The organism is Bacteroides acidifaciens (assembly GCF_024623065.1).
Taxonomy (GTDB): domain Bacteria; phylum Bacteroidota; class Bacteroidia; order Bacteroidales; family Bacteroidaceae; genus Bacteroides; species Bacteroides acidifaciens.
Map to the genome: position 1 here is coordinate 22,111 of NZ_JANJZR010000011.1, position 20,870 is coordinate 42,980.

Genomic DNA, 20,870 nt, shown 5'->3' on the forward strand with positions numbered 1-20,870 from the left:
TCATTATGACCATAACCAATTTAAAAACTACTTTCGCAGGACTTTCTCTTAGAAACCCTATCATTATCAGTAGCTCGGGACTGACCAACAGTGTCGGCAAAAATAAAAAGCTCGCCGAAGAAGGTGCCGGAGCTATCGTTTTGAAATCACTGTTCGAAGAGCAGATTATGCTGGAAGCAGACCAGCTGAAGGATCCGGCTTTCTCTCCCGAAGGCAGCGATTATCTGGAAGAGTATATCCGTGAACACAAATTGTCCGAATACCTGACTTTGATTAAAGAAAGCAAGAAGGTCTGCCCTATTCCTATCATCGCCAGCATCAACTGCTACACTGATTCCGAATGGGTCGACTTTGCCAAGCAAATCGAAGAAGCCGGTGCCGACGCGTTAGAAATCAATATTCTGGCGCTTCAATCGGATGTGCAATATACATATGGTTCTTTCGAACAACGCCACATCGATATTCTTCGCCATATCAAAAAAACAATCAGCATTCCGGTTATCATGAAACTGGGAGACAACCTGACTAATCCCGTAGCATTGATTGACCAGCTCTATGCCAACGGCGCGGCAGCGGTTGTCCTCTTCAACCGTTTCTACCAGCCGGACATCAATATCGAGAAGCTGGAGCACATCTCAGGTGAAGTATTCAGCAATGCTTCAGACCTCGCCACTCCACTTCGCTGGATTGGAATCGCGTCGGCCGCAGTAGACAAAATCGACTATGCAGCATCCGGTGGAGTTGGCAATGCGGAAGCAGTAGTAAAAGCGATTCTCGCCGGTGCATCGGCAGTAGAAGTTTGTAGCGCAGTTTATCAGAACACGAACGCATTCATCGGAGAAGCCAACCGTTTCCTCTCTGCATGGATGACACGGAAAGGATTCAACAGCATCGCCCAGTTCAAAGGCAAACTGAATACGAAAGATGTGAAAGGTATCAATACCTTCGAACGTACGCAATTCTTGAAATATTTCGGAAAGAAGGAATAAGCGGAAAAGTAAAAGGCAAAAATCAGGCACGGATTACACAGATTACGCGGTTTAAGATAATTGGAAAAACCGTGAAATCTGTGTAATCCGTGCCAGTTTTATATTTCATCATTACATCAGGTTACTAGCCAACTCACTCAATTCACTCCGTTCACCCTTCAGCAGGTTGACATGTGCAAAGAGGTTCTGATCTTTCATACGGTCAATCATATATACCAGACCATTGGACTGACTGTCCAGATACGGCTGGTCAATCTGCTGGATATCCCCCGTAAAGACCATTTTCGTACCTTCGCCCGCACGGGTAATAATCGTCTTTATCTCATTCGGAGTCAGATTCTGCGCTTCGTCAATAATACAATACATTTCGCTCAAGCTACGTCCACGGATAAATGCCAAAGCTTCAATCACCAGTTGCTCGCTTTTCTGCATATCCTCGATACGCCTCACTTCCGTAGAATTAGCGGCAAACTGACGCTTAATCACGTTCAAGTTGTCAAACAACGGCTGCATATAAGGAGCCACCTTCTCTTGTGCATCTCCCGGAAGGAAACCGATGTCCTTATTAGAAAGAGCCACAACAGGACGTGCCAACAAAATCTGTTTGTAATCTGTCAATTTCCCCAACGCAGCAGCCAAAGCCAGCAATGTCTTACCAGTTCCCGCCTTTCCGGTCAGTGCCACCAATTTTATATTCGGGTCGTTCAGAATCTCAAAAGCAAAACTCTGTTCGGCATTGCGGGGCTCAATTCCATAGTTTTTGCCTTTCATCACACGGCAAATGGAGTGAGTGAAAGGATTGTAACGCGCCAATACACTATTGCGGTCGCTCTTCAGCACGAAACATTCATTAGGATGAACCAAATCCTTAAAGCCGAACTCACCCAAATCGATACCTTCTTTAGAAGAATAGATACGGTCTATCAATGCCGGATCCACATTTTCAAATATTTCATTGGATTTCTCGAATACATCTACATTTACAACCTTATCCGTGATATAATCTTCGCAAAGCAGACCGATGGAACGGGCTTTCATGCGCAGGTTCACATCCTTGGTCACTAGAATGGATTTCATTTTCGGATATTTGGCAGTCAGATACTCGGTTGCCGCCAGAATCAAATGGTCGGGTTTCTTGATAGGGAAAGAGTCCCATACTTTAGTAGCTTCCACTTTACTGGTCACCACAAACAGACGTCCCAATCCTTCACCCAGCTTCACTCCGTCAGTGAAAAGTTCGTCGCTGGTCAACACGTCCAGTTCGCGTACAAACTCACGAGCGTTGAAGTTAATCTGCTCGTTTCCTTTCTTGAACTTGTCCAACTCTTCGAGTACGACAAGAGGGAGATAAATATCATTTTCCTGGAAATTCTTCAAACAATTGTAGTCGTGAAGAATAACATTTGTGTCTAACACAAAATTTTTCTTAGTTCCCATGATTTCTTAGATTTAAATGTTGATATTTGCAATCTCAAATCGCCAACCACGCACATTATGGTTGAGTTGACGGTTCTAAAGATAAACAAATTAACGGGCAATAAAGATTACCCGGAGTTAAATTTTATAAAACATGGATTATCAGAACACTTTAAAGTACTTATATGAAAGTGTGCCTATGTTTCAGCAAATAGGAAGCAAAGCATATAAGCCGGGATTAGAGACTACACACAAATTGGACGAACATTTCGGGCATCCGCATCAACAATTCAAGACGATACATATCGCAGGCACAAACGGAAAAGGTTCCTGTTCACATACCATCGCGGCAGTATTGCAAAGTGCCGGCTACCGGGTCGGATTATTCACCTCTCCTCACCTGATTGATTTTCGCGAACGCATCCGCATCAACGGTGAGATGGTACCGGAAGAGTATGTAGTCAATTTTGTGGAAGAGCACCGCGCGTTCTTCGAACCGCTGCACCCTTCTTTCTTCGAACTGACCACTGCTATGGCATTCCGTTATTTTGCCGACCAAAAAGTAGACGTGGCGGTTATCGAAGTAGGCATGGGCGGACGCCTGGACTGTACGAATATCATCCATCCGGATTTGTGTATTATCACCAATATCAGTTTCGACCATACCCAATATCTGGGAGACACGCTGACAAAGATTGCCAAAGAGAAAGCCGGCATCATCAAGGAAGGCGTCCCGGTAGTTGTCGGCAGAGCCAAAGGGGCGGTGAAACGTGTGTTCACCATGAAAGCCAAAGCAATGAATGCGCCCATCGAATATGCCCGTGAAAAGACGCGCCACTGGAACATGGAGATACTTCCTTATTCAAGGTTGCAGGAGGCAAGGACAAGGGCGGACGAAATAATGCAGACCCTACACCACATGATCAAAGCAATAGGCGAGCAGTCGGAAGAACAGGGAAATCGAATGCGGCAAGCATTGCTCATGCTGGACGTACCAAGTAGCATACGTGCGATAGACCAGATACTTGACAAAAGAAAAGACGCTATCAGAATCAACAATGAAATGTTTCCTTTCGGACTTTACACAGAGTTGAGCGGAGCTTACCAGTTCGAAAACATGTTCACCATTCTGAAAGCTCTTGCGGTACTGACCAAATTGAACTACAACATCACCCCCCGGAACTACTTCGACGGTTTTGCAAACGTTTGTCAACTCACCGGACTGATGGGGCGTTGGCAGAAAGTGCACAGCTATCCGGACATTATCTGTGACACGGGACATAATATCGACGGAATCGAATATATCCACGTACAACTCGATGCTATCCGCAAAACTTTCGGTCAGGAAATTCATTTCGTATTCGGCATGGTCAATGACAAAGATATCAAAGGTGTCCTGCAAGTGTTGCCGAAAGATGCCACTTACTACTTCACCAAAGCTAGCGTGAAACGTGCGCTGCCGGAAAATGAATTGATGGAACTGGCAGAACAAGCCGGATTGAAAGGAACTGCCTACCCTACTGTGGTGGATGCCGTACAGGCAGCGAAAAAGAACTGCCCCCCAAAAGATCTTATCTTCGTGGGAGGCAGCAATTTCATTGTCGCAGACTTGTTAGCGAACCGCGATACACTCAATCTCTACTAACGCATCCTTTGGCAAAGCTTTTACGGCAAACGCCGAGCGTGCCGGAAAAGCTCCATCAAAATAGGTGGCATACACGCCATTCATCCCTGCAAAGAGGGACATATCCTGAAGAAATACAGTAGTTTTGACAATGTCAGCCATTGTCAATCCTGCTTCTTCAAGAATGTGTTTGATATTCTCCAACGACTGACGCGCCTGTCCTTCTATCCCTTCAGCCATCTCTCCCGTAGCGGCATCAATAGGTAATTGCCCGGACACAAATACCATTCCATTAGCTTCTATCGCCTGGCTGTAAGGCCCGATAGCTCCGGGTGCTTTCTCACTGCAAATTACTTTTTTCATATTTATTCTTATTTTCTGTTTTACTGACTTTCAAAGATAGTAAAAAAAAACACTCGCAAAACGATTCATTCACAAAATTACACCATCCCATTGCATTATCACTTCCCACTTTTCCGGCTGTCCGGCTCCGTGCGGACCATGCGGAACTGTGACAATCACCAAATCACAGCGGAAAATCAACGTCACCTTTATCTGTTTCAACAACTCATCTATCAAAACTCTCAAATCCTAGAGAAGCTTGGAATGGCGGTCCCAAACGATAGTACATACACTAACTTTTTGGGGCAACCTCTTTTACTTGCAGTATTTCTTAATCAATTCGTCCACGTTCGGATCGCCCAGTTCCTTCGCTTTCTTGAAGTTTGCGCAAGCCTCGTCCGTCTTCTTCAACTGCACCTGGCAAAGTCCCAGCAAGCGGTAGGCTTCGCCGTATTTCGGGTCATTTTTCAGAATACCATTCAGTATTTCAATAGCTTTCTCATAGCGTCCTACACGCAGGTTGACAACAGCGTTTTCGGCCTGGTAAGTCAAGTCTGCGGGGTTCAGTTCCACTGCTTTTGCAATGTCGTCCAATGCACGTTGGTATTGGCGCGCTTTCAAGGCAGCTTGTTCGCGATAATAATAAAACACGTCGTTCACCTGACCGTTGACAGCTTTAAAATAAGCGTCATAATCGAGCATTGCGTTCCGCGGCTGGCCGGCATTCATATTTATTTGCGCACGTTCCAGCAGATAAGGGGCAAAGTCGGCGGTAATCGGTTGCGGACAACGGGCGATGCAGCTATCCATCAATACCAAAATCTCTTTCGGTTCAGCTTTCAACAACTCTTTCGTCTTCGCAGCACTGAAGAACGTACCGGCAGAAGCCATATTGCTGGCATTTACTTTCTCATAAGCCGCCAAAGCTCCGGCATAATCCTGCTGGGCAAATAATATATCGCCTTCCAGTTGCACGTATATAGGCAGCGGGTCGATAGCGAATGCCTGACGGACATTCTTCAAAGCAGTGTCATACGTCCAATCCTTATACGTTTTCTCCGGCTTCGACAGTTGGTAAGCATACATCAGCTTACCTATATTATAATATACATCATCTTTCTTCTGAGCCACTTTCAAAGCCTGATTCAAGTCGACAACGGCTTTATCGAACCAAGACTGGTTGTCCTTAGCCTTAGCCACATAATAATTCGCGCGGCGCAGATAACCGTCTGTGTTAGCAGGGAACTGACGAATAAAATCATCCAGCAACTTGCCATAATCCTCTGATGACAGACTGGAAGAAGCCATGAACAAATACACCAATGCTTGGTCTTCCGTATCCGGCAACCCTTTCTGGATACCGATACTCTTCAGTGCTGCATCCCCAAGCGAAAGGGCGCTAATCTTCTGAGCCATGGCAAAGGCAGCTCCTGCGGCATAACAGGTAGTCACTGTATCGAGCCCGGACGACTTCTGCGCAATGCCGAACACCTGACCTTCTACATTCATCACCGGACAGCTCACCATCTTGTCTTTCATCTGCATGCCCAACGTATAATAATGGTATTCGCCGGCCACCTTGGAAACCTCTTTCACCTTGCCCGAAACGCAAGCAATGCTTTTCTGTGTAGAATAGGGAAGCATCCACGCATCAGTTCCTACTGCCGGAGTAGTCTTAGCCACCACCAACGCAGGTACTTTCTTTTCGGTAATAGCTACACGGAACTTGATGACATCATACATATCATTCGCTCCAAGTATGGTGCTAACCGGCATCTGTTTGCCTTCCGCCGTGATAACCACCGCACGCTCGGCGCCTTTAAAAAGAGAGTAGTCGGACAAAGCCAACCCATCTTCGGACACGAAAAATCCATTTCCGGTATTCAGCATCTTGTCATTCTTGTCATAAGTCACTACAGAGAAGACAGCACGTTTCGCCTTCTCCACCCATTTAGGGGTTTGTGCCATGCTTCCCTGTGCTAGGAAGAAAAGCAACAAAGGTAGGATTAAAATCTTCTTCATATCAGTCATTGTTTCTTTGTTTCACACCTTCGTAAATCAAGATGCCTGCAGCCACGGAAACGTTCAGAGACTCGATTTTTCCCAACATCGGTATCTTCACCCATTCGTCGCAGAGCGCCAGATTCTCATAAGACACCCCTGTATCCTCCGCTCCCATGATGATACACAACGGGCCTGTATAATCGGCTTTCGTATAGTCGTAATCCCCCTTCTCAGTGGCAGCCACAATGCGGAAACCGCTATCTTTCAGGTATTGCAGCGTCGAACGCAAGCTCTGCTCGCGGCATACAGGAAGCGTATGCAACGCCCCTGCCGAAGTCTTCACGGCATCCGCATTCACAGATGCGCTGCCACGGGCAGGAATAATCACGGCGTCTACGGCAGCACACTCGCAAGTACGGGCAATCGCACCGAAATTACGCACATCCGTCACTCCGTCCAGCATCACAAAAAACGGATTCTTCCCCTGCTCGAACAAGAAAGGAACAAGGTCTTCCGTCTTCTGATAAGTCACAGACGAAATGAACGCCACCACACCTTGGTGATTCTTCCGGGTAATACGGTTGATACGCTCCACCGGAACACGCTGAACCGGAATCAACAAACCTTTCAAAGCTGCAAAAAGTTCCTTGGAAAGTTCACTCTGAATGTCTTTCTTTACCAGGATTTTATCAATCTCTTTTCCAGCCTGAATGGCTTCTATCACGGCACGAACGCCGAAAATCATTTCACTTTTATCTAACATCGCGGTTATTTACTATTTTACTATTTACCAATTAACTATTTGTCTACCCCTAATCGTTACTTGCTGTTTAACAGAGCTTTGGCGTTACTGAGAGCGGCTTCGGTCAGCGTAGCGCCGCTCAACATATGAGCAATTTCCTCTACCCGTTCTTCATCGGTGAGACGGCGGATATGGCTGTTCGTTTCCGTATCACTGTCTTTCTTATATACTTTATAATGCGCACGTCCGCGGGCAGCGATTTGCGGCAAGTGGGTGATACTGATAACCTGGCGATTCTGCTCGCCCATCTCCTGCATCATGTCCGCCATGCGGTCGGCTATCTCGCCGGATACTCCGGTGTCTATCTCATCAAACACGATGGTCGGCAGCTTCACGGCTCCGGCAATCATGGCTTTGATAGAAAGCATGACGCGGGCTATCTCACCGCCCGAAGCTACGGAAGAGATATTCTGCAACATACCGTTCTTGTTGGCGGAAAACAGGAAGCCGACAGTGTCTTCCCCTTGCAATCCGGGTTCTTTCTTGAATCCCATTTCCACCTGAAAACGAACGTTCGGCATCCCTAGCGGAACCAAGCGTGCCGCCAATTGCTTTTCCACTTCACGTGCCGCCTTCGTACGGGCTTTGGTGAGCAGTTCCGCCTGTTGCTTCACTTGCTTATATTGTTCTTCCTTGCGGTCGGTCAGCCCGGCAATACGGTCATCATAAGAAGTGATGGCAGACAACTTGCTCCGATACTCTTCCGTCAATGCAATCAGCTCGCCGAGTGTCTGTACACGATGTTTCTGTTGCAAGGAATAAATCAGGTTCAAGCGCTCGTTCACTTCATCGAGCCGCACAGGATTAAATTCTACAGAGTCACTTTGCGAAGAGACTTCATGCGAAATATCCTTCAGCTCGATATAAGCACTTTCCATACGTTCGGTAAGCTCCTTGGCGGGTTGGTAGACTCTTTGCAGGCTGTTCAGCGTGTTCAGACTATCTTTCAGATAAGAGAGCAAACCGCCCTCGTCGGAAACAAAGGATTGCTCCACCCGGTAAAGCCCCGCCTTGATTTCTTCCGCATGGCTCAAGGTTTCGGCTTCCTGTTCCAGCTCTTCCTGCTCGCCTTCGGAAAGGTGGGCTTCTTCGAGCTGTTCCAGTTGGAAACGTATATAATCCTCGTCCGCACGGCTCTTCTCCGCCAGTGCCGTCAGTTCCGCCAGTTCGCGTTCGGTCTGCTTCCATTCGGCATAACGGGCATGGTATTTTTCCAATGCAGCGTCATTATGTGCCAATATATCAAGTACATTCAACTGGAAACCTTCTTTATTGAGCAACAGGTTCTGATGCTGTGAATGTACATCAATCAACAGCTCGCCCAGCTCCTTGATTTGCGCCAGTGATGCAGGAGTATCATTGATGAATGCCCGGCTCTTGCCGGATGCCTGCACTTCACGGCGCAAAATGCACTCCTCGTCATATTCCAGTTCGTTGTCTTCAAAAAACGGACGCATACCGTAGCCCGATATATCAAAACGAGCTTCTATGATACATTTAGAAGCTCCACGACGAATCGCCTTCACATCGGCACGCTGTCCCAGCAGCAGACCGATGGCTCCTAGAATAATTGATTTTCCGGCTCCCGTTTCACCTGTTATAACGGAAAAACCTGTCTCGAAACTGATGTCCAGTTTCTCTATCAACGCGTAATTCTGAATGTATAGTGAACGTAACATTGGGATAAGTTAAGAGTTAAGAGTTGAGAGTTTCAATTCATCAGACAGACGGTCGATGATATCCTGCGCCACTTCCGTTTTCGATTTCAGCGGATAGTCCGTGCGGCCTTTCCGGTCGATGATACTGATTTTGTTGGTATCGTGACGGAAGCCGGCTCCCACGTCGTTCAGCGAGTTGAGCACGATAAAGTCGAAGTTCTTGCGTTCGAGCTTTCCTTCAGCGTTCTGCTGCTCGTTGTTGGTTTCGAGAGCAAAGCCCACCAACAACTGACCTTCTCTTTTCGCAGCCCCCAAGCCGGCTGCAATATCTTTCGTTGCTTGAAGATGCAATGTCAGTTCCCTCTCTTTCTCCCGTTTTATCTTCTTGTCGGCCACTGTCTCCGGACGATAATCGGCAACTGCCGCACAGAGGATGGCTGCATCGGCATCGGAGAAACAGGCTTGTGAGGCGACATGCATTTCTTCCGCCGATTCCACGTCAATACGGTGGATACGGGAGTGCTTTGCCTCCAGTTGCACAGGCCCCGCAATCAGCGTAACTTCCGCGCCACGGCGGGCGCATTCTTCCGCCAAAGCGAATCCCATCTTGCCTGAAGAATAATTGCCGATAAAACGGACAGGATCTATCTTTTCATAGGTAGGCCCGGCTGTTATCATAATTTTCCGCCCTTGCAACTCGCCACTTGTCGAGAAGAATTCATCCAGTGCACGGATGATGGCTTCCGGCTCTTCCATACGTCCCTTCCCTACCAGATGGCTGGCAAGTTCTCCCGTTCCCGGTTCGATAATATGATTGCCAAACGAGCGCAGTGTGTCCAAGTTCTTCTGAGTGGAAGGGTGGGCATACATATCCAAATCCATGGCAGGAGCAACAAATACCGGGGCTTTTGCCGAAAGATAAGTGGTTATCAGCATATTGTCGGCTATCCCGTTTGCCATCTTGCCGATGGTAGAAGCGGTGGCAGGCGCAATCAGCATCGCATCCGCCCACAGGCCAAGGTCAACGTGGCTGTTCCACGTCCCGTCACGTTGAGCAAAAAATTCGCTGATGACCGGTTTGCTAGTCAAAGCCGAAAGAGTGATGGGAGTAATAAATTCTTTTCCCGCCGGAGTAATTACGACTTGCACTTCCGCCCCTTGCTTAATAAGTCCGCGAATGATATAACAAGCCTTGTACGCGGCAATACTGCCGGTAATTCCAAGAATTATCTTTTTTCCTTTTAGCATTATTTTGTAATCAAATTACTCATTTCACGCAAACGGATTTTTGTCAATGTCGCTTTTGTATTCAGCGTAAAATCACTGTTCAAAATCCAACTGTAATATCCGGGGTCTTTCTTCAATACCTCAGCTACGGACATTCCTTTGTACTTTCCGAAATTGAACACTTCTACCCCATTATCATCGTACACCATACGTCCGGCAAAGTCCACATTCTTGTTGTAGCTGGAGTAATCCGCCAAAAATGCCATATCGTTCTGAAGGTCGGGATAACGGTCGAGTTGTGCTTTCAGCACTTCGTAAGTAGCCCGCGTATCCGCTTCCGCAGTATGCGCATCTTCCAGATTCTTTTCGCAATAGAATTTGTAGGCAGCAGACAGGGTACGTTGTTCCATTTTGTGGAAAATCACCTGTACATCTATAAATTTCCGCTTTGTCATGTCGATATCTACTCCGGCACGCAGAAACTCTTCCGCCAGCACCGGAATATCGAAACGATTGGAATTGAATCCCGCCAAGTCACAACCCTCGATATCGCGGGCAATGTTCTTTGCCACTTCCTTGAAAGTAGGGCAGTCAGCCACATCGGCATCATAAATACCGTGTACGGCAGAAGATGCTTCCGGTATATGCATTTCAGGGTTGATACGCAAGGTTTTTGCTTCCTCGTTCCCATTCGGGTAAACTTTCAAATAACAGATTTCAACAATACGGTCTGTGTTGATATTGGTTCCAGTCGTCTCAAGGTCGAAAAAGACGATGGGATTTTTCAAGTTTAATTTCATTTCTGTTTATTTTATTGAGTCACCACAGAGGACACAGAGGACACAAAGGGTTATTTAATAATAAATATTCAAATTTATCCTCTGTGTCCTCTGCGTCCTCTGTAGTAAATTAACATTAATCGTTCAGCATCATAGGCATCAGCAACATCAGCAAGTCTTCGTTCTCTTCCTGTTCCACGGGGATGATTACGCCGGCACGTGACGGGTCTGCCAATTCGATGATTACTTCATCTGCCGAGATATTGTTCAAGATGTCAATCAGGAAGGTAGACTTGAAGCCGATACTCATTGCGGCACCTGCATACTGGCACACCTGGGTTTCTTCGGCAGAAGTAGAGAAGTCGATATCCTGCGCTGAAATCACAATCTGGTTCTCCTGCATACGAAGTTTAATCAAACTGCTCGCTTGTGACGAGAAGATAGACACACGGCGCAAGGCTCCCACCAACTGCTGGCGGTCTACGGTCAACTTGTGAGGGTTGTTTTGAGGAATCACCGAGTTGTAGTTTGGATAACGTCCTTCGATGAGACGGCACACCATGCGGTACTTTTCAAGCATAAATACGGCATTGCGTTCGTCAAATTCGATAGTTACGGTTCCCTGTTCTTTCGGCAGAAGGTTCTTGAGCAGCGTAGCCGGTTTCTTCGGCAGGATGAAGGCTGCGCGTTCGTTGCCTTTGGCGGCCAACGTCTTGCAACGCACCAGTTTATGACCGTCCGAAGCCACCATTGTGATGTCTTCTGTGGTAATATCGAAGTAAATACCATTCATTACAGGACGAAGTTCATCGTCGGCCGTAGCAAATACAGAGCGGTTGATACCACCCAGCAATACTTCTGCGTCCATTTCCACACGGACAGCGTTGTCACCCAATGTAGCCGACTGCGGGAATTCATCCGCGTTCTGCCCCATCAGGCTGTATTTTCCGTTTTGGTACTGCACTGTAATTTCGTAATTCTCCGGATTGATATCGAATGTCAGCGGTTGTTCCGGTATTTCTTTCAGTGCATCAAGCAGTGTTTTCGCTACTACGGCAAAACGCCCGTTTGTATCGCCATTCACTTCGACGGTAGTCACCATCGTTGTTTCGCTATCAGATACGGTCACAGACAATGTTCCGTCTTCCAGTTCGAAGAGGAAACAATCGAGAATAGGCAACGCATTTTTTGAATTAATCACACGGCTGATGGCCTGTAAATGGCTGGAAAGAGCAGTACTTGAAACGATAAATTTCATATATTTTCGTGTATTTAAGTTTTAAAAGTTCTATCGCACAAAGTTACGAAAAAAGATTCGTGCCACCCAACAAAACAAAAGAAAAAACAGAGTTTGTGTGAGGGATATTCCTAAAAAATCGTAACTTCGCCGCAGAATTTAAATTAATCGCAATGGAATTTACAGGAAAAATTATCGCTATACTCCCCCCAAGAGGCGGAGTTTCAAAGACTAGCGGCAACGAGTGGAAAGCACAAGAGTTCGTTATCGAAAACCACGACCAATACCCGCGCAAAATGTGTTTCGATGTATTCGGTGCGGACAAAATCGAGCAGTTCAACATCCAGATGGGCGAAGAACTAACCGTATCATTCGACGTTGACGCCCGCCAATGGCAAGACCGTTGGTTCAACAGCATCCGTGCATGGAAAGTTGAACGTGTCGGCGCAGGTGCTCCGATGGCTCCGGGTGCCCCCGTTCCACCGCCGGCTCCGTCAGCAACTCCAGCTTTCACTCCGGGCGATGTAAAAGACGACCTGCCGTTTTAAGCCGAAAATATTCCGCTTGACGATACAGATAAAAAAGACTTCTGGTGAGAATGATTCTTACCGGGAGTTTTTTTATGCCCACACTTTGTAAAGATTCCGCCACGGGCTGAAAAGGCTTTCCTCCGGGGATGGACGGCACTCTGCTGCGGGACGGAAAAAATCTGTCCACAGGTTACGGAAGGAATCAGGCAACATCAACCACAATACTTCTCCTTTTCTCAGAATCCCGTTTTCCTTTTCTCAAAATTCCATCAGCAACAAGAGCAGTTTTTTCTATTTCTTTTTCTTTCTGTTCTTATATTCTTCTCTATTCTCTTGGGTTATGATTATTTTTTACACCCTACTAGAAGGCGTTTCAGAAGTTTTTTCTGACGAAAAAAGAGGCATACTTTTCGACTAGCTTTTGTAGGTTTTCCGTAGATATTCCATTAAGGGTTCATTGGGTTTTCTACTTTTCAAATCCAATAATTCTTAGTTGCCCCCTTCTGCCACATAGAAAAACAGACTGTCGGATGAGATTTCCGAGCAGGATTCTACTCGGTTTTATACCACAAAACGATATTGGGATACACCACTCCATCGGCACAGGTGAACTGAGCAAAAAGTATAAAATTACGAAAAAAACCGGAGTTGCGCAGGAAGAAATCCGGCACGAAATGGACTTGTTTTTCCGCCTGATGGAACAGATGGTCAAAGTCTGCCATCAGCATGAAATGATAAGAATCAGAGAGGCTATCCATTCCCGCCCGATACGCTATCGCTCCATCAAGCACATCACCTTTATCCAACTGCCGTATATAGCGCGACAGACTGCCCTCATCAGGAGCCAGCAATAGACGCCCGCCATAGAATACGGCATACATATACGATGTCGGTTCCACAAAAGTGGTCAGTTGCGCAAACAACGTTGTTTGAGACAAGCGATAGACGGAATATGCCTTGTTGGCGGTATAACAAAAAGTTATACGAGGTGTCTTCACCCCTTCTTCAGCCGGGGCAGTGTTGACAAGTGAGCGCAACTTCCGTTCCGCTTCCGTCACATCCAGCACAGACAGGCTCAGAACAGCCGCCGCACCCTGCAATGTGTCTTCCTGCTGAAACAGGCAGGCTACCAAGTCGTGTCCGGTATTCTCCATCAGATAGCACGATAATTCCCGGTTTCTTTCCTGCATCTCGGTAGTACGACCTGCGGTCGCATATGCCTGCATGCCTCCGTAAGAGAGCAAGGACGTCCAGTCCGTGATGCTTTGTCTGCTGAAATAAAAAGCTGTAGAAGGTAACACTTCACTTGGAAATCCTTTCACGGATTCCTGTTGGCGAAGCAGGTTGATAAAGTTAAAACAGGTATCGGTGTCATGACTGACTCCTGTAAAATAAATAAAATCATCCTTCATCTTCATATCGAATTCCGTCCATCCCATCATGCCGTTCACACGGGTGTATATAGTGGCAGTAGCCGTACTTTTCTTTGAAGCAAGCACTCCCATGAACGTAGGGTCGTACGCCAGTGAGCCACCTTTCTTATAGACATCAATAACATCTTCCACCAATTTCTTTTGGAAACTCAGCACCATGAAATCGGGTGTGAGATAGCAGGCGAGGAAATCGCCATCCGACAGGGGGTAAATCATTATTTCCTCTCCTTTGTAGTCGAATTTCTTCGGTGGATAGAGCGACGAAATGTATTTCTGCGTGAATCTGCCAATCAATTCCCTGTCTCCATTTCCCAAACGGCAATAAAGTACCTGATTACGGTCGTTATCCGGCTCGTGGAAGCTAATCAGCATTTGATTCATTTGCCGGCTCAAGCCGTGAGGAGTATCTTCCGAAAATGCATAGAGCGACTGTTTCAGGCAAGAGAAAAGTTTGGAGACATGTAGATATTGGTGGTTCTTGCTACACGTCAAACCGTCTATTTCGGTGACAAACCCGAGCACATCATCGGTTGCAAATACTGCGGAAGCGGTGGTCGGCACCAGTTCGTAGAGGTTGAAATCCTTCTGTCCTTCGGCTGCCGACAGTCTGAAAAAAGAGTATAAAACGAAACCTGCGCACAAGAGTACAACAGAAGAAGTGACCGCTATTTTCACTATCGTACGAAGCTTCATAATATTCGCTGTTTATCGGTTAGATGCAAAAATAATAAATTCTACAAAGAAAACAAAACTTTTGCTAAATATTTTACCAACAATCAGAGATAGATTTCCAATCCGTCATATGCCAGGTGAATATCGTCCGGAAGTTCCCGTTCAACCTCGGCATGCAAGCCCATATCATGGCTCATATGTATAAAGTAGGTTTTCTTTGCCTGAATACGCCGCGCGACTGCCAATGCTTCTTCCAAACTCTGATGCGTAGGATGCGGGACAATCCGTAGTGCATTCATTATCAAAACATCTATCCCCGCCAATTGTTCAAAAGATTCTTCGGGCATGGTCAGCATATCGGTGATATAACCCAGCTTCCCGATGCGGTAACCCAGAATCGGCAAGCGTCCATGTATCACGCGCAGGGGAAGCACCTCGGTCTGATTTATGGAGAAGCGCTGCCCCGGTTCTATTTCCTGCAAAGGGATGTCTGGCACGCCGGGGTAACGATGGTCTACGAAACAGTAGGGCATGCGCAGGCGCAATGCTTTCGCTACATATTCTTCGGCATAAATCGGCACGGAACCGAAGCGACAGAAGGGACGCAAATCATCCAGTCCGCCTACGTGGTCGTAGTGTTCATGCGTTATGAGCACACCGTCTATCCGTTCGTAAGGGAGATGCAATACTTGTTCCCGGAAATCGGGACCGCAGTCTATCAGTATCCGTGCATCGTCTGTCTCTACGATGGCGGATGCACGCAAACGGTTATCTTTCGGGTTGGCAGAAGTACAGACTGCACATGTACAGCCTATTTGGGGTACTCCCGTCGATGTTCCACTTCCTATGATTCTTACTTTCATTTCTCGTTATCAGACAAAATTTACTTCGGGATGAATGTCGATGCCGAACTTCTCACGCACGGAAACTCTCACTGCATCCGAAAGCGCAATAATATCACTACCTTTCGCTCCGCCCCGATTCACAAGGACGAGTGCCTGTTTATCGTGCACTGCCGCAGGCCCCAGGGATTTTCCTTTCCATCCGCATTGGTCTATCATCCATCCCGCAGGGATTTTGACCTGACCATCGGCCAGTTCATAATAAGGTATCTGCGGATATTCTTGTTGCAGTACCAGCAATTTTTCTTTAGGAACAATGGGGTTCATAAAGAAACTGCCTGCATTTCCCATCACTTTCGGGTCAGGCAGCTTACTTTCGCGAATGTCAATGATTACTTTCCGGACTACCGGCAGCGTCAGTTCAGGGTATTTGCCAAGTTCCTGGCGGATGGTTCCGTAGTCCAATGTGTAATATTCTTCCTTGCTAAGCCGGAATCGCACATAGGTAACAAAGACCGACTTATTCTCAGGACGCTTGAAGATGCTATTGCGGTAGGCATATCCACATTCTTCTATGGAGTAAACACGTTGGTCGCCTTGAATGTTCACTGTCTCTACGGCGGTTATCAGGTCTTTCACTTCGACACCGTAGGCTCCGATATTCTGCACGGCGCCCGCTCCCACTTCACCAGGAATCAAGGAGAGATTTTCTGCTCCATACCATCCGTGTGCCACGCAGTATGCCACGAAGTCGTCCCATACGACGCCCGCCCCTACCCGCACAGATACGGTGCGCTCATCTTCTTCCGTCACTTCGATGCCTTCAATACATGAATGGAGTATCAGCCCGTCATAGTCTTTGGTAAACAGCAGGTTGCTTCCGCCACCTATATGCAAAAAAGGTGTCGTAACGGCACCTTGCGCAATCTGTTGTTGCAACTCTTCAACTGAAGCATATTCTAAAAAACGGGCGGCACTGACATCAATGCCGAATGTATTGTGAGACAAAAGGGAATACATCATCTATACTGTTTTAGGGGTTACATACTTTTAAGAGTTATATACTTGTAAGAGCTATATACTTGTATCTTCAAATTTATACAGTTTCCATTCTCCGGCTTTCCGGTGGAAATAAAGGATGTTGGAAAAACCGTTGCCGATGCCCTTCAATGCCAAGATTTTCATCGTAGAGTTATCGTCGTTCCGTTGCCCATAGTTGATATTGGAAAGGCGTTCGGAAGGCAGTTCGGGCTTGAAGGCAAACCATTGGTTCAAGTCGAGACTCGTTTCAAGTATGGAGAAGTCATCGTCCGGGTCGCTGGTGACAAAAGCCAACGGGTCATTCACACGCTGACTCTGAAAAAGGCTGTCGGTGGCAAAACGACCGAAAAACTCGACAAAGTTCTCGTTGTCATTCGGCTCGATAGGGCGCTGGTTGATTGCTTCCAGTATCCATGCGCCTTTGATACGCTCAAAATAATATCGCTTCATCATCCGCGTCTTGACGAATATCCATTCGACCTGTACGGACGTAAGCGAAGTATCTCCTACCAAGTCCATATCTTCTTCCTTATCAAACAAGAGCGTATAATAGTGTTGTTTGGTAAACAAGTTATCGTGCATCCAATGATATTCGTCGATTTCCAACTTTTTTTCTCCATTGTAGTAGGGCAACGGGAATTTCACACGCTGACGCTGTAATACTTCATCGGAAGCAAAATTATAGATAAAATCGTCGAAAGATTCGTCAGCCTGTATAGGCTGCGGCTCTTCCGGCAATTTATCTTCGGGGATAGAATCGGCTTGATGCCAGATTGAATCCACCTCGTGAGTAATAGATGCGAAGGGGTCAATATTGTTTTTCTTGTTGCCACAAGAACCCAGTATGCTGAACAATATGACCCCTGCGATTAGTTTTTTCATTATTTCAGTTTCTCTCTTAACTTTTCAAGCATATCCACTGTCATGCTTTCCAAATCGTAAGCCGGCTTCCACCCCCACTCTTCACGAGCACAAGTGTCGTCCAGGCTATCAGGCCAACTATCGGCGATGCGCTGCTTCAAGGGGTCGATGTCATAAACCATCTCGAATTGCGGCACGTGCTTCTTGATTGCCTGATAAATCGTTTCCGGGTCGAAACTCATAGAAGCGATATTGAAAGCATTGCGGTGTATCAATTTTGTCGGATCGGCTTCCATCAGCGTAATGGCTGCGTTGAGCGCGTCCGGCATATACATCATATCCATCAGGGTGCCTTGTTTGATAGGACACACGAATTTCTCCCCTTTTACCGCCGAGTAATAAATGTCGACAGCATAATCGGTGGTTCCGCCACCGGGAGGTGTCACGTTCGAGATAATGCCCGGAAAACGGACAGCACGAGTGTCAACACCATATTTGTTAAAATAATAGTCGCTCAGCAACTCTGTGGTTACTTTAGTGACTCCGTACATCGTACGAGGACGCTGAATAGTATCCTGCGGTGTTTGTGTGTGCGGCGTTGTCGCACCGAAAGAACCGATAGAACTGGGAGTGAAAACGGCGCATCCTTGTTCGCGCGCAACTTCCAGTACATTCCATAACCCGTCGATACCGATTTTCCAAGCCAGCTTGGGCTTCGATTCTGCCACGACCGACAACAGCGCAGCAAGATTATAAATCGTATCAATCTGATACTCTTTTACCACAGAAGCGATTGCTTCTGCATCCGTTACATCAGCAATAGCTGACGGCCCGGACTCTTTCAACTCACCTTTAGGTTCTGCACCCGGGATGTAACCAGCTACTACATTTGCATTTCCGTAACGTTTACGTAGCTCCATCGTTAGTTCGGAGCCTATCTGTCCAGTGGCTCCAATAATCAAAATGTGTTTCATTTTTTTTCGTACTTAAGTTGTTAAGCTAAATAGCGCACAAAGTAAGCACTTTTTTTTTAGATTTTAATCAAAAAGACATTGTTATTCCAAGAAAAATTGTGTCCTTTGTAATCGAACTTAATTACTCAAACACTATGTACGGTAAAATGAAAGAATTCCTCAGCCAAACATTGGCTGAAATCAAAGAAGCCGGGCTTTACAAAGAAGAACGACTGATTGAAAGTGCGCAGCAAGCTGCCATCACTGTAAAAGGCAAAGAAGTGCTGAACTTCTGCGCTAACAATTATCTGGGACTGTCCAATCACCCACGACTGATTAAGGCGTCCCAAGAAATGATGAACCGACGCGGATACGGTATGTCGTCTGTCCGTTTCATCTGTGGAACACAAGATATACACAAGGAACTGGAAGCCGCTATCTCCGATTATTTCCAAACGGAAGATACGATTCTGTATGCTGCCTGCTTCGACGCGAACGGCGGGGTATTCGAACCGCTTTTCACCGAAGAGGATGCCATTATTTCGGACGCTCTGAACCATGCTTCTATTATCGACGGTGTCCGTCTGTGCAAGGCTAAACGTTACCGTTATGCTAACGCCGACATGAAGGACTTGGAAAGATGCCTGCAAGAGGCACAGGCACAACGTTTCCGCATTATCGTGACCGACGGTGTGTTCTCTATGGACGGTAACGTTGCTCCGATGGACCAGATTTGTGACCTCGCCGAGAAGTATGACGCGTTGGTAATGGTGGACGAGTCTCACTCTGCCGGTGTGGTAGGCGCTACGGGACATGGCGTAAGCGAACTATACAAGACTCACGGACGTGTGGATATTTATACCGGTACATTAGGCAAGGCTTTCGGTGGTGCATTGGGCGGATTTACTACCGGCCGGAAGGAGATTATTGATTTGCTGCGCCAACGCAGCCGTCCATACCTGTTCTCCAACTCATTGGCTCCGGGAATTATCGGTGCAAGCCTTGAGGTATTCAAGATGCTGAAAGAGAGCAATACACTGCATGACAAGCTCGTTGAAAACGTAAATTATTTCCGCGACAAGATGACGGCTGCGGGATTCGACATCAAGCCGACTCAGAGTGCTATCTGTGCCGTAATGCTGTATGACGCGAAGTTGTCGCAGATTTATGCCGCACGTATGCAGGAAGAAGGTATCTATGTGACAGGTTTCTACTATCCGGTAGTGCCGAAAGACCAGGCACGCATCCGCGTACAAATCTCCGCAGGACACGAGAAGGAACATCTCGACAAATGTATCGCTGCCTTTATCAAAGTAGGTAAAGAACTCGGCGTACTTAAGTAAAACATTTTCATGTCTTCCGTTGTTAGTATTGTAAGCATAAGATTGCGGCAATATAACAACGGAAGATTTTTAATTTACTTATGGAAGAACTGACTCTCACTACTCCCGCCCTGCTTTTCTCGGCAGTTTCTCTGATTTTACTGGCTTACACCAATCGTTTTTTATCATATGCGCAGCTCGTACGCCAACTGCGTGACCGCTATATGGAGAATCCTACGGATATCACCGTAGCGCAAATCGAAAACTTACGGAAACGGTTGAATCTCACGCGCACCATGCAAGGGCTGGGAATTGCAAGCCTGTTCCTCTGTGTAGTCAGCATGTTTTTTATCTATATCGGGCTGCAACTGCTCTCTGCCTATGTGTTCGGAGTGGCTTTGTTGTTGCTTATCGCCTCTCTTGGCGTATCTTTCCGTGAAATACAGATTTCCACCCGCTCACTGGAGATTTACTTGGGAGCGATGGAGAAAAGACAAAAAAAGCTGTCAGAAAACACTTCCCGACAGCTCTGATTATATATATCTTTAAGATATTCTCAATCCATCATCAACGTTGTCCCAATTGCGAGTCAACAAAGAAGATTCCTGCATCACCGACTTTCTTGAGTTTATCAACAATACCCTGTGCGGTAGCCTCTTCTTCTACCTGTTCGCGAACGAATCCCCACAGGAAATCTTGAGTAGCCTTGTCTTTTTCAGCAGCAGCCACGTCTACCAGCTTATCTATCAATTGAGAAACATGACATTCATGTTTGTAAACGTGTTCGAATACTTCCAGCGGAGTGCCCCATCCGTTAGGTACCACATCTATTTTATCCACTTTTGCAGTACCTCCACGTTTGATAACATAATCTGCCATAGCATAAGCATGTTCCATTTCTTCTTGGGATTGCTTTTTCATCCAATGAGCAAAACCGCTGAAACCTTCTTTCTCAAAGTAGAAAGACATTGCCAGATACAGGTTAGCGGACCACATTTCAGCAGTAATCTGTTCGTTAATTGCATTCTGTAATTTTTCTGAAATCATAATCGTATTTTTTATTAAGTTGTTAATGTAGTTTCTTTTTGAACTCATTACAAAAATAATACGCTTTCAGTTAAGATTGTTGCATGTACCC

20 protein-coding genes are annotated in these 20,870 nt (G+C 46.5%); 5 read left to right on the forward strand and 15 right to left on the reverse strand.

The features are described 5' to 3' along the window. Nucleotides 1-11: 11 nt before the first annotated feature. On the forward strand, nucleotides 12-989 hold the full coding sequence (locus NSB03_RS05095) for a dihydroorotate dehydrogenase-like protein (protein WP_024987178.1): 978 nt from the start codon (nucleotides 12-14) through the stop codon (nucleotides 987-989). Between the two features lie 111 nt (nucleotides 990-1,100). On the opposite strand, the gene NSB03_RS05100 is transcribed toward NSB03_RS05095, so the two are convergent. Continuing rightward, a complete protein-coding gene (locus tag NSB03_RS05100; protein ID WP_024987177.1) occupies nucleotides 1,101-2,426 on the reverse strand; it encodes a PhoH family protein in 1,326 nt (441 codons plus the stop codon). Nucleotides 2,427-2,559: 133 nt separating this feature from the next. Between NSB03_RS05100 and NSB03_RS05105 the strand changes: the two genes are divergently transcribed. Beyond that, a complete protein-coding gene (locus NSB03_RS05105) occupies nucleotides 2,560-4,050 on the forward strand; it encodes a bifunctional folylpolyglutamate synthase/dihydrofolate synthase (protein WP_024987176.1) in 1,491 nt (496 codons plus the stop codon). Here NSB03_RS05105 and NSB03_RS05110 read toward each other — a convergent pair. The 8 genes from NSB03_RS05110 to dnaN all read right to left on the reverse strand — a co-directional run bounded on the left by NSB03_RS05110 (nucleotide 4,018) and on the right by dnaN (nucleotide 12,099). Beyond that, nucleotides 4,018-4,392: a RidA family protein gene (locus NSB03_RS05110; RefSeq protein WP_121766673.1), complete on the reverse strand. Its 375-nt coding sequence runs from the start codon at nucleotides 4,390-4,392 to the stop codon at nucleotides 4,018-4,020. The genes NSB03_RS05105 and NSB03_RS05110 overlap by 33 nt on opposite strands. Before the next feature lie 69 nt (nucleotides 4,393-4,461). Next, the gene (locus NSB03_RS05115) at nucleotides 4,462-4,593 is read right to left on the reverse strand and encodes a hypothetical protein (protein WP_255261005.1); all 132 of its coding nucleotides are present in this window, start codon (nucleotides 4,591-4,593) and stop codon (nucleotides 4,462-4,464) included. 93 nt (nucleotides 4,594-4,686) lie between these two features. Next, complete coding sequence (locus NSB03_RS05120) at nucleotides 4,687-6,393, reverse strand: serine protease (RefSeq protein ID WP_257466260.1); 1,707 nt, start codon at nucleotides 6,391-6,393, stop codon at nucleotides 4,687-4,689. Between the two features lies 1 nt (nucleotide 6,394). Beyond that, nucleotides 6,395-7,138: a 23S rRNA (guanosine(2251)-2'-O)-methyltransferase RlmB gene (rlmB, locus tag NSB03_RS05125; RefSeq protein ID WP_024987175.1), complete on the reverse strand. Its 744-nt coding sequence runs from the start codon at nucleotides 7,136-7,138 to the stop codon at nucleotides 6,395-6,397. Nucleotides 7,139-7,194: 56 nt separating this feature from the next. Beyond that, nucleotides 7,195-8,856 carry a DNA repair protein RecN gene (gene recN / locus NSB03_RS05130; protein WP_024987174.1) on the reverse strand — a complete coding sequence of 554 codons (1,662 nt, stop codon included), beginning with the start codon at nucleotides 8,854-8,856 and terminating at the stop codon, nucleotides 7,195-7,197. Nucleotides 8,857-8,865: 9 nt separating this feature from the next. Next, nucleotides 8,866-10,083: a bifunctional phosphopantothenoylcysteine decarboxylase/phosphopantothenate--cysteine ligase CoaBC gene (gene coaBC / locus NSB03_RS05135; RefSeq protein WP_024987173.1), complete on the reverse strand. Its 1,218-nt coding sequence runs from the start codon at nucleotides 10,081-10,083 to the stop codon at nucleotides 8,866-8,868. Further along, nucleotides 10,083-10,862, reverse strand: coding sequence for a 3'-5' exonuclease (locus NSB03_RS05140; RefSeq protein WP_024987172.1), 780 nt, complete (start codon nucleotides 10,860-10,862; stop codon nucleotides 10,083-10,085). The genes coaBC and NSB03_RS05140 overlap by 1 nt, the downstream gene beginning before the upstream one ends. 115 nt (nucleotides 10,863-10,977) lie before the next feature. Beyond that, nucleotides 10,978-12,099 (reverse strand): DNA polymerase III subunit beta, encoded by a 1,122-nt coding sequence (gene dnaN, locus NSB03_RS05145; RefSeq protein ID WP_121766676.1) that lies wholly within the window; start codon nucleotides 12,097-12,099, stop codon nucleotides 10,978-10,980. Between the two features lie 152 nt (nucleotides 12,100-12,251). Between dnaN and NSB03_RS05150 the strand changes: the two genes are divergently transcribed. Then, entirely contained in the window at nucleotides 12,252-12,626 is a 375-nt protein-coding gene (locus tag NSB03_RS05150) for a DUF3127 domain-containing protein (protein ID WP_024987171.1), read from the forward strand. A 533-nt stretch (nucleotides 12,627-13,159) separates the two neighbouring features. Here the strand turns inward: NSB03_RS05150 and NSB03_RS05155 are convergent. From NSB03_RS05155 to NSB03_RS05175, 5 genes are all read right to left on the reverse strand, one after another. After that, entirely contained in the window at nucleotides 13,160-14,734 is a 1,575-nt protein-coding gene (locus NSB03_RS05155; RefSeq protein ID WP_121766677.1) for a DUF3352 domain-containing protein, read from the reverse strand. 83 nt (nucleotides 14,735-14,817) lie between these two features. Further along, nucleotides 14,818-15,576 (reverse strand): MBL fold metallo-hydrolase, encoded by a 759-nt coding sequence (locus NSB03_RS05160; protein WP_024987170.1) that lies wholly within the window; start codon nucleotides 15,574-15,576, stop codon nucleotides 14,818-14,820. A 9-nt stretch (nucleotides 15,577-15,585) separates the two neighbouring features. After that, nucleotides 15,586-16,575: a UDP-N-acetylmuramate dehydrogenase gene (murB, locus tag NSB03_RS05165; RefSeq protein WP_024987169.1), complete on the reverse strand. Its 990-nt coding sequence runs from the start codon at nucleotides 16,573-16,575 to the stop codon at nucleotides 15,586-15,588. A gap of 54 nt (nucleotides 16,576-16,629) precedes the next feature. Then, complete coding sequence (locus NSB03_RS05170) at nucleotides 16,630-17,478, reverse strand: DUF4348 domain-containing protein (RefSeq protein ID WP_024987168.1); 849 nt, start codon at nucleotides 17,476-17,478, stop codon at nucleotides 16,630-16,632. Then, entirely contained in the window at nucleotides 17,478-18,431 is a 954-nt protein-coding gene (locus NSB03_RS05175) for an NAD-dependent epimerase/dehydratase family protein (protein WP_024987167.1), read from the reverse strand. The genes NSB03_RS05170 and NSB03_RS05175 overlap by 1 nt, the downstream gene beginning before the upstream one ends. Before the next feature lie 134 nt (nucleotides 18,432-18,565). On the opposite strand from NSB03_RS05175, the gene kbl reads away from it, so the two are divergent. Then, entirely contained in the window at nucleotides 18,566-19,753 is a 1,188-nt protein-coding gene (gene kbl, locus NSB03_RS05180) for a glycine C-acetyltransferase (RefSeq protein WP_024987166.1), read from the forward strand. Between the two features lie 80 nt (nucleotides 19,754-19,833). Continuing rightward, on the forward strand, nucleotides 19,834-20,265 hold the full coding sequence (locus NSB03_RS05185; RefSeq protein WP_022138585.1) for a DUF2721 domain-containing protein: 432 nt from the start codon (nucleotides 19,834-19,836) through the stop codon (nucleotides 20,263-20,265). 34 nt (nucleotides 20,266-20,299) lie between these two features. On the opposite strand, the gene NSB03_RS05190 is transcribed toward NSB03_RS05185, so the two are convergent. Beyond that, nucleotides 20,300-20,779 carry a ferritin gene (locus NSB03_RS05190; protein WP_024987165.1) on the reverse strand — a complete coding sequence of 160 codons (480 nt, stop codon included), beginning with the start codon at nucleotides 20,777-20,779 and terminating at the stop codon, nucleotides 20,300-20,302. Nucleotides 20,780-20,870 lie beyond the last annotated feature (91 nt).